General features: G+C 50.5%; 11 protein-coding genes. 10 read left to right on the forward strand and 1 reads right to left on the reverse strand.

The window, feature by feature from the left end:
- The first annotated feature begins 76 nt into the window (after positions 1-76).
- Genes lepB through acpS form a run of 6 tightly spaced genes read left to right on the forward strand, consistent with a single transcriptional unit; the run spans position 77 to position 4,390 of the window.
- A complete protein-coding gene (gene lepB / locus C942_RS12770; protein WP_007466377.1) occupies positions 77-976 on the forward strand; it encodes a signal peptidase I in 900 nt (299 codons plus the stop codon).
- Between the two features lie 10 nt (positions 977-986).
- The gene (gene rnc / locus C942_RS12775; RefSeq protein ID WP_007466378.1) at positions 987-1,661 is read left to right on the forward strand and encodes a ribonuclease III; all 675 of its coding nucleotides are present in this window, start codon (positions 987-989) and stop codon (positions 1,659-1,661) included.
- Entirely contained in the window at positions 1,658-2,563 is a 906-nt protein-coding gene (gene era / locus C942_RS12780) for a GTPase Era (protein ID WP_007466379.1), read from the forward strand. The genes rnc and era overlap by 4 nt, the downstream gene beginning before the upstream one ends.
- Before the next feature lie 8 nt (positions 2,564-2,571).
- Positions 2,572-3,282: a DNA repair protein RecO gene (gene recO / locus C942_RS12785; protein ID WP_007466380.1), complete on the forward strand. Its 711-nt coding sequence runs from the start codon at positions 2,572-2,574 to the stop codon at positions 3,280-3,282.
- The gene (pdxJ, locus tag C942_RS12790) at positions 3,279-4,010 is read left to right on the forward strand and encodes a pyridoxine 5'-phosphate synthase (RefSeq protein ID WP_007466381.1); all 732 of its coding nucleotides are present in this window, start codon (positions 3,279-3,281) and stop codon (positions 4,008-4,010) included. Before recO ends, pdxJ begins: the two co-directional genes overlap by 4 nt.
- Positions 4,010-4,390 carry a holo-ACP synthase gene (acpS, locus tag C942_RS12795; protein ID WP_007466382.1) on the forward strand — a complete coding sequence of 127 codons (381 nt, stop codon included), beginning with the start codon at positions 4,010-4,012 and terminating at the stop codon, positions 4,388-4,390. Before pdxJ ends, acpS begins: the two co-directional genes overlap by 1 nt.
- A gap of 78 nt (positions 4,391-4,468) precedes the next feature.
- On the opposite strand, the gene barA is transcribed toward acpS, so the two are convergent.
- Positions 4,469-7,231 (reverse strand): two-component sensor histidine kinase BarA, encoded by a 2,763-nt coding sequence (barA, locus tag C942_RS12800; RefSeq protein ID WP_007466383.1) that lies wholly within the window; start codon positions 7,229-7,231, stop codon positions 4,469-4,471.
- Between the two features lie 156 nt (positions 7,232-7,387).
- On the opposite strand from barA, the gene rlmD reads away from it, so the two are divergent.
- The 4 genes from rlmD to C942_RS12820 all read left to right on the forward strand — a co-directional run bounded on the left by rlmD (position 7,388) and on the right by C942_RS12820 (position 13,729).
- On the forward strand, positions 7,388-8,713 hold the full coding sequence (gene rlmD / locus C942_RS12805) for a 23S rRNA (uracil(1939)-C(5))-methyltransferase RlmD (protein WP_007466384.1): 1,326 nt from the start codon (positions 7,388-7,390) through the stop codon (positions 8,711-8,713).
- Positions 8,714-8,767: 54 nt separating this feature from the next.
- A complete protein-coding gene (gene relA / locus C942_RS12810) occupies positions 8,768-10,996 on the forward strand; it encodes a GTP diphosphokinase (protein WP_007466385.1) in 2,229 nt (742 codons plus the stop codon).
- Positions 10,997-11,080: 84 nt separating this feature from the next.
- A complete protein-coding gene (gene mazG / locus C942_RS12815) occupies positions 11,081-11,884 on the forward strand; it encodes a nucleoside triphosphate pyrophosphohydrolase (RefSeq protein ID WP_007466386.1) in 804 nt (267 codons plus the stop codon).
- Between the two features lie 204 nt (positions 11,885-12,088).
- Positions 12,089-13,729 (forward strand): CTP synthase, encoded by a 1,641-nt coding sequence (locus C942_RS12820; RefSeq protein WP_007466387.1) that lies wholly within the window; start codon positions 12,089-12,091, stop codon positions 13,727-13,729.
- Positions 13,730-13,732 lie beyond the last annotated feature (3 nt).

Raw genomic sequence — 13,732 nt, forward strand, 5'->3', positions numbered from 1 at the left:
CGGCAGGCTGAAGCAATTGATAATGAGCAGTGCAGCAAGGTAACTTGCTGCACTGTTACATTTATTAGGGATTAAAATGGCAAATACTTTTTCGCTAATTCTGGTACTGGCAACGCTGGTCACCGGGATCATTTGGGCTCTGGATAAGTTTCTCTGGGCGCCGAAACGTCAATTGAAAATTGAAGCAGCGGCTGCAAATGCCGGCGATCAAGTTGATGCCAAAACCCTACAAGCCGTAGCACCGCAACCGAGCTGGGTGGAATCAGCCAGTTCAATGTTTCCGGTGATTGCGTTAATAATGGTATTTCGCTCATTTATTTATGAGCCGTTCCAGATCCCATCCGGCTCTATGATGCCGACGTTACTCGTGGGAGACTTCATCCTGGTTGAGAAATACGCTTACGGTCTGCGTGATCCTATTTTCCGCCACAAGCTGGTTGAAACTGGTGAGCCGGAGCGTGGTGATATCGTGGTCTTTAAGTTCCCGCCTCAGCCGCAGATTGACTACATTAAGCGTGTTGTGGGTATGCCGGGCGACACTGTTCGTTATACGGCCCACAAGCAAATCTGTATTGCACAGAAAGGCTCTGCTGATTGTACACCGGTACCACTGACGGAGATGACCGACAGTGATTTCAGCCAGGGCATGACACGTCTGGTGCAGTTTACTGAAAAACTGGGCGAGCAGGAGCACCAAATCCTTGTGCATCCGCTTAAGCGTGACCGTACTCTGGCTTACCAGCCGCGTCCGGGCGTGAGTGAGTGGGTAGTTCCTGAAGGCCAGTATTTCGTTATGGGTGATAACCGGGATAACAGTGCAGACAGCCGTTACTGGGGCTTTGTGCCTGAAGCCAACTTGGTTGGTAAGGCGGTCGGGATCTGGATCAGCTTTGAGTTTGAACGGGGTGCTGATAGCGTTCTTCCATCTTGGATTCCTACCGGTGTGCGTTTCAGTCGCATCGGTGGCATAAACTGATCGGGATAAAATGACATCTCCTGCAAACAGGCTTCAGCGTAAGCTGGGCTACCAATTTAACAATATTGATTTAATGACATTGGCACTGACTCACCGTAGTGCCAATGGTACGCATAACGAGCGTCTGGAATTTCTGGGTGACTCTATTCTGAGCTTCGTGATCGCTGATGATCTCTACCACCGTTTCCCGGCGGTAGACGAAGGTGACATGAGCCGTATGCGTGCAACATTGGTTCGCGGTAAGACTCTGGCTGAACTGGGCCGTGAATTCGACTTGGGTGATCACCTGCTGCTTGGTCCGGGCGAGCTGAAGAGCGGCGGTTTCCGTCGTGACTCGATCCTGGCTGACTGTGTTGAAGCAATCATCGGTGCGATTTACCTTGATAGCGATATCGAGACAGTACGTAAGATCGTACTGGGCTGGTATCAGACTCGCCTGGAAACGATCAAGCCTGGTATTAACCAGAAAGATCCGAAGACACGTCTGCAGGAGTGCCTGCAGGGACGTCGCTTGCCGCTTCCGGCATATACTGTAACTAAAGTGCAGGGTGAAGCTCACAATCAGGAGTTTACCGTGCAGTGTGAAGTGGCAGGCCTGGATAAGCCTGTTATCGGTAAAGGCGGCAGTCGGCGCAAGGCAGAGCAGGCAGCAGCAGAAGTTGCGCTTAAGCAGTTGGAATCATGACAGATAAGACACATTGCGGCTTTATTGCCATCGTAGGTCGACCGAATGTAGGTAAATCGACGCTCCTGAACCGTTTGGTTGGACAGAAGCTGTCTATTACTTCCCGTAAGCCACAGACAACCCGTCACCGCATCATGGGTGTAGATACCCGTGACGGTTACCAGGCTGTTTATGTGGATACCCCGGGGCTGCATATTGAAGAAAAACGTACCATTAACCGCCTGATGAACCGAGCTGCGAGCAGCTCGCTGACCGATGTTGAGCTGGTACTGTTTTTGGTCGATGGCACCATGTGGACCAAAGATGACGAGATGGTACTGAACAAGCTGGCTAAAGCTCAGCTGCCGACTGTCCTTTTGGTTAACAAGGTCGACAACGTCAAGGATAAGCACGAGCTTTTCCCGCATTTGCAAGAGCTATCAAGCAAGATGGAGTTTGTCGATGTGGTTCCGGTTTCTGCAAAGCACGGCACCAACATTGATGCGGTTGAAAAGATTGTTCGCGACCATTTGCCTGAAGGTGAATACTACTTCCCTGAAGAGTATGTGACGGACCGTTCTCAGCGCTTTATGGCCTCGGAAATCATCCGTGAAAAGCTGATGCGCTTCACCGGTGATGAACTACCTTACTCAATTACTGTTGAAATTGAGCGCTTTGACTACAACCCGGATACCGATGGCTTTGATATCAACGGCCTGATCCTGGTTGAACGTAAAGGCCAGAAGAAGATGGTGATCGGTAAGGGGGGGGACAAGATCAAGACCATCGGCCGTGAAGCCCGTCTTGATATGGAAGAGCTGTTCGAGCGCAAGGTTTACCTTGAGCTGTGGGTTAAGGTGAAATCTGGCTGGGCTGATGACGAACGTGCACTGCGTAGCCTGGGTTATATCGACGACCTGTAAGGGGCACCATGGAGGGGCTTCAACGCTGTTTTGTCCTTCATTCTCGCCCCTATAGCGAGACGAGCCTGATCCTTGATGTTTTCAGTGAGGACTCAGGCCGTATTACGCTTTTATCGAAAGGAGCGCGCCGTAAGCGCTCCAACCTCAAAGGGGCGCTCCAGCCCTTCACCCCGCTGTTTATGAAATGGTCAGGCCGTGGTTCAATGCCAGTGCTGACCCATGCCGAACCTATCAGTATCAGCCTGCCGATGCGCAGCTATATTTTGTATTCCGCGATGTATGTCAACGAACTGCTGGCGCGGGTATTGGAGAATGACACTCCCTATCCAATGCTGTTTCTGGACTACCTCAATGTATTGCGTGAGCTGGCGCAGGCTGAGAACCCGGAACCGGCATTGCGTCGTTTTGAGCTGGCACTGTTACAGCACCTTGGCTATGGTATTGATTTTCTTCACTGTGCAGGCAGTGGCTTACCGGTCGAAGACAGTATGACCTACAACTACCGCGATCAAAAAGGTTTCATTGCATCAATGGTCGTCGGCCAGTTGTCGTTTACCGGCAATGAACTGAAAGCCATTGCTGCCCGGCGTTTTGAAACTCCGGAACAACTTCGTGCCGCAAAACGCTTTACACGTATAGCCTTGAAGCCGTATCTTGGCGGCAAACCATTAAAAAGCAGGGAATTATTTATCCCTAGAGGAAGGAGTACCGGAAAATGAACAACATCTTACTCGGCGTGAATATCGATCATATTGCAACATTGCGTAACGCCCGAGGTACTCGTTACCCTGATCCGGTTCATGCGGCAGAGGTGGCAGAGCGTGCAGGCGCTGACGGTATTACCGTTCACCTGCGTGAAGACCGCCGTCATATCAAAGACCGTGATGTCCGTATTTTGCGCGAAACCATCCAGACCCGAATGAACCTGGAAATGGCTGTGACTGATGAGATGGTCAAGATTGCCCTGGAAACCAAGCCGGATTTCGTGTGCCTGGTACCGGAAAAGCGTGAAGAGCTGACAACAGAAGGTGGCTTGGATGTGGCTGGTCAGCTGGAAAAAGTGAAAGCAGCGACAGAAAAACTGAGTGCTGCGGGTATTAAAGTATCTCTGTTTATCGATGCTGACCGTGAGCAGATTGATGCAGCGGTTGCTTGTGGTGCACCGTATATCGAACTGCACACCGGCCATTATGCTGATGCCGAAACTGAAGAAGCTCAGCAGGATGAGCTGAAGAAAATTGCGGCAGCAGCAAGTTACGCCAATGATCAGGGCATCAAAGTGAATGCCGGTCATGGCCTGACTTACCACAACGTGAAGCCGATTGCGGCACTGCCGGAAGTGTATGAGCTGAACATCGGTCACTCGATTATCGGTCGGGCAGCATTTGACGGCTTGCAGCAAGCTGTTGCTGATATGAAAGCAATTATGCTGGAAGCCCGTCGTTAATGGCGATTGTCGGGCTGGGTACAGATATTGCCGATATCGAACGGGTCGAGAAAGCCTATGCCCGTTCCGGTGATGCTTTTGCCGAGCGTATATTGTCGCCATCCGAGTTCGATATCTTCAATGGCTTGAAACCGAAAGGCCGTTACCTGGCCAAGCGTTTTGCTGTAAAAGAAGCGGCATCTAAGGCTATCGGTACCGGTATTGCCTGTGGGGTCAGTTTTCAGGATTTTACCGTTAGTAACAATGAGCTGGGTAAGCCCATTTTGACGTTATCCGGTAAGGCGGCTGAATTGGCGGAAGGCATGGGTGTTCAGCATGTTCACCTGACAATTGCTGATGAGAAGAAATACGCGGTTGCGACCGTTATTTTAGAAAGTTAGTGATTGAACCCTGAATAAAAAAGGCGAGCTTTTATGCTCGCCTTTTTTATTTTCGGTGTCCCTTTAGAGGCGGGGACATTAAGGCCGGTATGCCTTCGATGCCTTCACCACATTGTTCATCTCGTCGATCAATTCAAATAGCTCCGGCTCGATATCTTCGACGTTGGCATTCGCCTTGAGCTCGGTTTCAATGGTGTTACACAAGTTTTTCAGGCGCGGAACACCACTGTAGGCACAGCTGCCGTGCAGTTTGTGAATTGGCGGCCACAGCTCTATGTCTTTGCCGTCCAGCGCCTCGTTGACCAGCATCTCTACTTCGGGCATGAAATCAAGCAGCATTTGCAGCATATCTCTGGCCAGTTCTTCTTTTCCGGCCGCTTGTTTCAAAGCCAGATCCCAGTCCCAGCTGACGTTATTATCAACCGTTGGCACAGCGGAGTCTGTTACAGTTTCATTTACCGCCTGCTGAGCCGCTTCTGCGTCATTCGGGTGCGTCCATTTGGCCAGAATCTGTTGCAGAATGTGTTCTTCAATCGGTTTGGTCAGATAGTCATCCATACCTGCATCTAGCAGTCGTTCTCGCTCGCCTACCATCGCATGGGCTGTTACCGCAATCACTGGAGTGTGTTGGTTCAACTCAGTTTTGTGGATCTCCTGACTGGCCGTCACCCCGTCCATTTCCGGCATCTGGATATCCATAAAGATCAGGTCAAATGCTTTCTGGCTGGCATACTCAACGGCCCTACGTCCGCCGGTAGCCGTGATCACTGTTTCTACCCGCTCGCTGAGCAGTGCGGAAATCAGTTTCAGGTTGGCCGGGTTGTCGTCTACCGCCATAACGGTCAGTGGCTGGATCGTACTAACCGGTTCCGGTAGTTGTGGCTCTGGTTCAACCAGCATATCCGGTTCACTGATCAGGGACTCAAGCAGTTTGCGGTGAGCCAGAGGTTTTGGCAGGCAGGCGGTTACGCCAGCGTTAACTAAACGCTCGGATAGGGCCAGTTCGGTAGTCGGCAGGCTGACCATCACCTTGTCAGCCAATTGCTCGGCCTTGAAGACCATATCGAGCAGAGTGGCAATAGGTGGCTGCTCGCCCGGTGCCAGGTTGAGCAGGGCAAAGTGGTGGTGCTCTGCATCGTCTGGCATGGTTGAGCGGTAAGTGACATGAAGACCGGCTCTGATCAGACGTTGCTGGATCACGGATGCAGCCTGCATATTTGGTTCGATCAACAGCAGCTTCTTGTCAGTCAGTGATGAGGTATCAATTGGCTGAGATACAGGCAGATCGGTTTTGGTCAGGCGTAGGGTAAACCAGAAGGTCGACCCCTGGTGCAGACGACTGGTCAGGCTGATTTCGCCACCCATCTGGGTAACCAGTTTCTGGGTGATCACCAGCCCCAGACCGGTACCGCCATAGCGGCGAGAAATGCTGGCATCAGCCTGGCTGAATGCCTGGAACAGCTGGGCCTGTTGGCGTTCAGAAATACCGATACCAGTATCACGAACCATAAACTGCAGATCGATGTTGGCATCTTTGTCGGTCTTCAGCTCGACGGATACATCAATGTTACCGCGCTCGGTAAACTTCACTGCGTTGCCGATCAGGTTGGTCAGCACCTGTTGGATGCGGAGTGGGTCGCCAATGAGTCCGGCCGGAATGCGCTCATCAATTTTCAGCGTCAGTTCCAGGCCTTTTTCATGGGCACTTGGTGCCAGCAGTTTCATCACTTCATCCAGCGACTCGGTGAAGTCGAACGGAATGTTTTCCAGCAATAGTTTACCGGCTTCTAGTTTCGAGAAGTCGAGGATGTCATTGATGATGGTTAACAGGTTATTGGCGGATTTCTCGATCGTTTGCAGGTAATCCTGCTGGCTTGAGCTGAGGCGAGTTTTCAGCATCTGGCGGGTAAAGCCGATAACGCCGTTCAGCGGGGTACGCAATTCGTGCGACATGTTCGCCAGGAACTCGGATTTCACCCGAGCCGCTTCCTGGGCGCGTTTCTTGGCTATGTCGAGTTCAACGTTCTGGATTTCCAGCTGCTCAAGGGTTTCACGCAGATCTGAGGTCGCTTGGTCGATACTCTGCTGCATTTCGATATGGTATTCCGACAGCGAAACAGCCATGGCGTTGATACCGTTTTTCAGCGTATCCAGCTCACCAAGCAGCTGACCTTCAATCCGGACATCAAGGTGTCCGCGACGGATCCGGTCTACCACACTGACCATGTGGGAGATTGGGCGGGTGACGTCTTTCATCAGGCGGTAGGCAAACAGGGAGGACAGTGTAAGGCCTAGCAGAAGCACCATCAGAGCCGTGAAGACTTCCTGGTATTGCTGCAGGCGCAGGGCGCTCAGATCCAGCTCAAGGGCGATATAACCTAGTGTTTCAGCCCGGTAGCCGGGATAAGATGCACTGTTGAACTGGCCTTCTTTCAGAATTGGTGCGCGCAGGATCAGCGAGTTTTCATTGAGCTGGGTTTCCAGTAATAAAGGGACCTGCTGATCATCCGGATACATCAGAGCTTCGAAATTCCGGTGGAAATTCGAGGTAACGAACAGTTCGTTCTTGGCATCAAAAACGGCAATACTCCGCACGATTTGCGAATGCTTGCGGTGAGCATAGCTGATTAACCTGCGAACGGCCTCACGGTTGTGATCTGTCATACCGTATTCGGTTGAAATCGCAAGAGGTTCGATGATGCTGGCACCGGTTGATATAAGCTGATGTTCAAGATCCCGGTAGCGGCTCATTGTGAAAAATGCGCTCAACAGCAGGCCAATAATCAGCGTCGGTGCTAATGTCAGGGTGAAGACCCTGGCACGGAGTCCATATTTGGTCATGGTTATCTTAATTACAAGAGTGCGATTCTGTGGGAGAATTGTCATCCATTTGTGGCCGTTAGCTTAATGAAACTAAGGCTGTTCGACAATCAACTAATACCAAACTGCTGACAAGGTCACTCAGTTTGGTCTACCTGTTCCGTGAGTCAAAACACTATGGCACGCTTTTTTAAGCCCCAAAAACGAAAAGTAACCGATACCAAGCATAAAGAAATCGAGATCAGCCGCCTGGATCATCTCGGCGCGGGTATTGGTCATCTCAACAAGAAACCGGTTTTCGTCGACGGTTTGCTGCCTGGCGAAAAAGCCCTGGTGCAGTTTACGGAAGACAAGAAACAGTTTGCTCGTGCCAAAGTTATTAAGCGTCTGAGCGACAGCGAAGCGCGTATTAAACCTCATTGTCCAATCTATGACCAGTGCGGCGGTTGTAACCTGCAGCATTTATCGCACCAGGGCCAGGTAGAAGCAAAGCAACAGGCACTGAAAGAGTTGATGAGTAAGTTCGCTGCAACGGATAAGCAGCAAGAGTTTGCTCTTGAAGCGCCGATTACCGGCAGCGAGCGTCACTACCGCCGTTGCACCCGCTTTGCGGTTAAACCGGGAGGCGGCAAACTACAGTTTGGTTTCCGCCGTAAGCAGAGCAAAGAAATTGTCGATGTTGAGCACTGTCCGGTGCTAGCTGAATCGCTTAATGAATTGCTGCCGTCGCTGCGCAGCCTGCTAGGACAACTGAAAGGCCAGAAGCACCTGGGTCATGTCGAGCTGGTGGAAGCCGATAATGGCCGGGTGGTACTGATCCGCCATCTGCAACCGTTCTCTGACAAAGATATGACCTTGCTTCGTCAGTTTGCTGAGCAGCACGATGTTATTCTGTATTTAGCGCCAACATCTGATTCAATTGATAGAATTTCTGGTCAGGCTCCGTATTATGAACTGGACGGGATGAAGTTGTATTTCTCCCCGAAAGACTTTATCCAGGTCAACCGGGATGTGAACAGGCAAATGGTACAACAGGCAATGGACTGGCTGACCGTTGAGCCGGAAGATCGTGTTCTGGATCTGTTCTGTGGCCTGGGGAATTTCAGCCTGCCGCTGGCAAAACGGGCAAAATCGCTGGTCGGTGTTGAAGGTGTTGATGAAATGGTGCATCGTGCCAGTGATAATGCATTGATTAATAACCAGGGAAATGCTTCATTTTATCAGGCAAACCTGGAGCAGGATGTCACAGAGATGGCATGGGCCAAAGAGCCATTTAATAAGATTTTGCTTGACCCTGCCCGCGCCGGTGCTGCCGGTGTAATGCAGCATGTTATTAACCTGAACCCGGAAAGGGTTGTCTATGTGTCGTGCAACCCGGCAACGCTGGCTCGGGACAGCCAGGTGCTGCTGAAGCAGGGATATCAGTTGGAGCGGTTGGGTATGCTGGATATGTTCCCGCATACCGGGCATCTAGAATCTATGGCGTTGTTTACCAGAATTTAAACAGCGCCCGGGGATTAGTGTTTAATCACGTTTAGAGAAAGACAGGAAAGAGAAATGGTCGCAGTTCGCGGTGCGCATTTGAAGGAAAATCATACATTCGAGCCCGCTTCTTGGGTTGAAAGCCTGAAGCAGGAGCCAAAGGTTGCCAAACATGTGTTGAAGGCTTACCAGCGGTGTATCGAATTAACGACAGGGGATAAGTCAGCGCCGCTATTGTTGTGGCGTGGCCGCGAAATGGTGGAGATCCTTGTTACCCTGAGCATGGACAAGGATACTCTGGTCGCAGCCCTGTTATTCCCTGTGGTTGAAGCTGGGCTGTATGAACCTGAGCAGCTCAACGAAGATTACAACAACACTATTTTGCAAATGGTTACCGGTGTCAGCCAGATGGCTGCAATCGGTCAGCTCAACGCCACCACTGAAGGGGCGGCACAATCGGCACAGGTTGATAATATCCGCCGTATGCTGCTGTCGATGGTAGATGATTTCCGCTGCGTGGTTATCAAACTTGCTGAACGCATTTGTAACCTGCGGGAAGTAAAGGATGAGCCTGATGAGGTACGCCGCGCTGCAGCGAAAGAGTGTGCCAATATCTATGCCCCGCTGGCGAACCGCTTGGGTATCGGCCAGCTGAAGTGGGAAATTGAAGATTACGCCTTCCGTTATAACCACCCGGTTACCTACAAGCAAATTGCTAAACAGCTTTCCGAGCGCCGGATTGATCGTGAGCAGTACATTGAACGCTTTGTAAATGACTTAGCGGAATCGATGAAAGCGTCTCAGATCCGGGCCGAGGTACATGGTCGTCCGAAGCATATCTACAGTATCTGGCGCAAAATGCAGAAGAAGAGCCTGGCGTTTGACGAATTGTTCGATGTGCGTGCAGTTCGTATCATCGCCGAGGAGCTGCAGGATTGTTACGCCGCGTTGGGGGTGGTTCATACCAAGTACCGTCATTTGCCGAAAGAGTTTGATGACTATGTCGCCAACCCGAAACCTAACGGTTATCAGTCGATCCACACAGTAGTGCTGGGGCCGGAAGGTAAAACCATCGAAATCCAGATCCGAACCAAGCAGATGCACGAGGAATCGGAGCTGGGTGTGGCTGCGCACTGGAAGTACAAGGAAAGCGGTTCATCTTCGAGCGGTGCACGCTCTTCCTACGACGAGAAAATCAACTGGTTGCGTAAGCTATTAGCCTGGCAGGAAGAGATGTCAGACTCCGGTGAGATGCTTGAAGAGCTGCGTAGCCAGGTGTTTGATGATCGCGTCTATGCCTTCACGCCGAAAGGTGATGTGGTTGACCTGCCGTTAAACGCAACGCCGCTGGACTTTGCCTACCACATTCACTCCGAAGTCGGGCATCGTTGTATCGGTGCCAAGGTGGAAGGACGTATTGTTCCGTTTACCTACCGCCTGCAGATGGGCGATCAGGTGGAAATTATCACCCAGAAAGAGCCGAATCCGTCCCGCGACTGGCTGAACCCGAATCTGGGTTTTGTTACCTCAAGCCGCGCCCGGGCCAAGGTGCATGCCTGGTTCCGCAAGCAGGATCGTGACAAGAATATTGCTGCCGGTCGGGAAATTCTGGAAATAGAGTTGGCAAAAATCGGCGCAACGTTGAAAGATGCTGAAGCTTATGCTCTCAAGCGGTTCAATGTAAATTCGCCGGTTGAGCTGTATGCCGGTATCGGCAGCGGTGATCTGCGTATCAACCAGGTTATTAACCACATCAATGCACTGGTGAACAAGCCGACTGCTGAGGAAGAAGACCAGCAATTGCTGGAAAAACTGACCGAAGCCGGGGCTAAAGGTGCAGCCAAGAAACCACACCGTGATGCGGTGGTAGTGGAAGGGGTTGATAACCTGATGACTCACCTGGCACGCTGTTGTCAGCCGATTCCGGGCGATGATATACAAGGTTTTGTCACCCAGGGCCGTGGTATTTCCGTTCACCGTAGCGATTGTGAGCAGTTGGATGAGCTGCGCCATGTGGCACCTGAGCGTATCATCGATACCGTCTGGGGTAGTGGTTTTGTTGGCAACTACAACATCACGGTGCGGGTAACCGCTTCGGAGCGTAACGGCTTGCTCAAAGATCTGACCAATACTTTCGCTAATGAGAAGGTCAAAGTATCAGGCATGAAGAGCCGTGTCGACTTTAAGAAGCAGATGTCGATTCTTGACTTCGAACTTGAACTGACAGATTTGGAAGTTTTGGGTCGGGTATTGAAGCGGATTGAGCATGTAAAAGATGTCGCTGAAGCCAAGCGACTGTACTAGTCTTTTGCACTAGCGCAAGATAAAAACAATAAGCGGGGAGCCAGTGCTGCCCGCTTTTTTTGAACAGAGAAAAGATATTTCCGTATGAGCAACAAGCAGCAAGAACCGATTGAACGCCTGGTTGAAATTATGGCAACCCTGAGGGATCCGGAAAACGGATGCCCGTGGGATTTGAAGCAGAGCTTTGCCACGATAGTACCGCATACCCTTGAAGAGGCGTATGAAGTGGCGGATGCGATTGAGCAGCAAAATTGGGATGACGTTCGCGAAGAGTTGGGAGACTTGTTGTTTCAGGTGATTTTCTACAGCCAACTGGGCAAAGAGCAGGGACTGTTTGATTTTGATGATGTAGTCAGCGGCATCAATGAAAAGTTGACCCGTCGCCATCCACATGTGTTCGGTGAGGCAGAGTTTGCCGATGAAGCCACTATCAATGCGAACTGGGAAGCGGAGAAAGCTAAGGAGCGCGAAGCGAAGGGCGAAGACGTCAGTATTCTGGCCAATATACCGAAAGTAATGCCGGCATTGACTCGTGCCGATAAAATTCAGAAGCGTTGTGCCAAACACGGTTTTGACTGGGATAGCATTGGCCCGGTGGTTGATAAGGTTAGGGAAGAAATTGACGAAGTGATGGATGAAGTCATCCAAGTGTCACCTGAACAGCATAAGATCGAAGAAGAAGTCGGGGATTTATTGTTTGCTGCGGTGAACTTAAGTCGGCACCTGAAAGTGAAACCAGAGCTTGCCCTGCAGCGCGCCAACAGGAAATTTGAGCGTCGTTTTCGCGAAGTTGAAAAAAGTGTGCTAGAAAAAGGAAAGCGTCTTGATGACTGTTCGCTGGAAATGCTCGATCAGGAGTGGGAGAAGGTCAAAAAACAGGAAGCTTAGGCCGAACAAATGGATAGCTCACGGAGGGGCGTTGCTTTATATCATATGACTCAATAGTCATGCTGTTCGGTATATTTGATTTGAGACAAAAAAAAACAGCTAATGCTGTGATAGTTTTCACGTTGTGGCGATAAAGTGTGTCTGGTATACTAATTTCCCGTCCAGATACATTTTAATCCTCTACACCAATCTTCCAGGTTAAACATGACAACGAATTACATTTTTGTTACGGGCGGTGTTGTTTCCTCCCTAGGTAAAGGTATTGCTGCAGCATCTCTGGCAGCTATTCTAGAAGCACGTGGTCTTAAAGTGACCATGATGAAACTAGACCCTTACATTAACGTTGATCCAGGCACAATGAGCCCGATTCAACACGGTGAAGTATTCGTTACGGAAGACGGTGCAGAGACCGACCTTGACCTGGGTCACTACGAGCGTTTCATCCGTACTAAGATGACTAAACGCAACAACTTTACTGCTGGCCGTGTTTATGAAGACGTGCTGCGTAAAGAGCGTCGTGGTGACTACCTTGGTGCAACTATTCAGGTTATCCCACACATTACTAACGCGATTAAAGAGCGCGTTATTGCTGGTGCTGAAGGCCACGACGTCGCGATTGTTGAAGTCGGTGGTACTGTTGGTGATATCGAATCTCTGCCATTTATGGAAGCTATCCGTCAGCTAGCGGTAGAACTGGGTCGTGAACGTGCAATGTTCACTCACCTGACTTTGGTTCCTTACCTGGCAGCGGCGGGCGAAGTGAAAACCAAGCCAACCCAGCACTCAGTTAAAGAACTACTTTCTATCGGTATTCAGCCAGACGTTCTGATTTGTCGTAGCGATCGTATGATCCCGGCGAACGAGCGTGCGAAGATCGCTCTGTTCTGTAACGTTCCAGAGAAAGCTGTTATCTCGATGAAAGACGTAGATTCTATCTACAAGATTCCACAACTTATCAAAGCACAGGGTCTTGATGACCTGGTATGTAAGCGTTTTGGTATTACAGCGCCAGAAGCTGATTTGTCTGAGTGGGAACAGGTAATCTACGAAGAAGCGAATCCGACAGCCGAAGTGACTATCGGTATGGTTGGTAAGTACATCGAACTGCCAGATGCATATAAGTCAGTGAACGAAGCACTGAAGCACGCAGGTCTTAAGAACCGTCTGTCTGTGAAAATCAAATATGTTGATTCACAGGATGTTGAGTCTAAAGGTACTGAAGTACTGGAAGGTCTTGACGCAATCCTGGTACCAGGTGGTTTCGGTAACCGTGGCGTTGAAGGTAAGATCCTGACTGCGAACTATGCACGTGAAAACAAGATTCCTTATCTGGGCATCTGCCTGGGTATGCAGGTAGCACTGATCGAATACGCACGTAACGTTGCTGGTCTTGAAGGTGCGCACTCAACTGAGTTCGACCCTGAGACTAAAAACCCTGTTGTTGGCCTGATCACAGAATGGGTTGATAGCGAAGGTAATGTTGAAGAGCGTAATGAAACATCTGACCTTGGCGGTACAATGCGTCTTGGTTCTCAGCTGTGTCACCTTGCAGAAGGTTCAAAAGCGCGTGAACTATACGGTAACCCAACTATTCATGAGCGTCACCGTCACCGCTATGAAGTAAACAACAACCTGCTTCCTAAACTGGAGAAAGCGGGTCTGAAGATTTCTGGTCTGTCTGCAGACAAGAAACTGGTGGAAATCATCGAGATCCCTAACCACCCATGGTTTGTGGCTGCTCAGTTCCACCCTGAGTTCACCTCAACGCCTCGCGATGGCCATCCTCTATTTGAAGGCTTCGTGAAAGCGGCTGGAGACAACCAGCGCGGTGAGCTAACTAAGTAAGGA

The sequence above is a fragment of the Photobacterium marinum genome (genome assembly GCF_000331515.1).
In the GTDB taxonomy this organism is placed as follows: Bacteria; Pseudomonadota; Gammaproteobacteria; order Enterobacterales; family Vibrionaceae; genus Photobacterium; species Photobacterium marinum.

Excerpts from the sequence above, each read along its gene's own strand:
- lepB (WP_007466377.1), top strand. The coding sequence starts at position 77 with ATGGCAAATACTTTTTCGCTAATTCTGGTACTGGCAACGCTGGTCACC.
- rnc (WP_007466378.1), top strand. The coding sequence starts at position 987 with ATGACATCTCCTGCAAACAGGCTTCAGCGTAAGCTGGGCTACCAATTT.
- era (WP_007466379.1), top strand. The coding sequence starts at position 1,658 with ATGACAGATAAGACACATTGCGGCTTTATTGCCATCGTAGGTCGACCG.
- recO (WP_007466380.1), top strand. The coding sequence starts at position 2,572 with ATGGAGGGGCTTCAACGCTGTTTTGTCCTTCATTCTCGCCCCTATAGC.
- pdxJ (WP_007466381.1), top strand. The coding sequence starts at position 3,279 with ATGAACAACATCTTACTCGGCGTGAATATCGATCATATTGCAACATTG.
- acpS (WP_007466382.1), top strand. The coding sequence starts at position 4,010 with ATGGCGATTGTCGGGCTGGGTACAGATATTGCCGATATCGAACGGGTC.
- barA (WP_007466383.1), bottom strand. The coding sequence starts at position 7,231 with ATGACCAAATATGGACTCCGTGCCAGGGTCTTCACCCTGACATTAGCA.
- rlmD (WP_007466384.1), top strand. The coding sequence starts at position 7,388 with ATGGCACGCTTTTTTAAGCCCCAAAAACGAAAAGTAACCGATACCAAG.
- relA (WP_007466385.1), top strand. The coding sequence starts at position 8,768 with ATGGTCGCAGTTCGCGGTGCGCATTTGAAGGAAAATCATACATTCGAG.
- mazG (WP_007466386.1), top strand. The coding sequence starts at position 11,081 with ATGAGCAACAAGCAGCAAGAACCGATTGAACGCCTGGTTGAAATTATG.
- C942_RS12820 (WP_007466387.1), top strand. The coding sequence starts at position 12,089 with ATGACAACGAATTACATTTTTGTTACGGGCGGTGTTGTTTCCTCCCTA.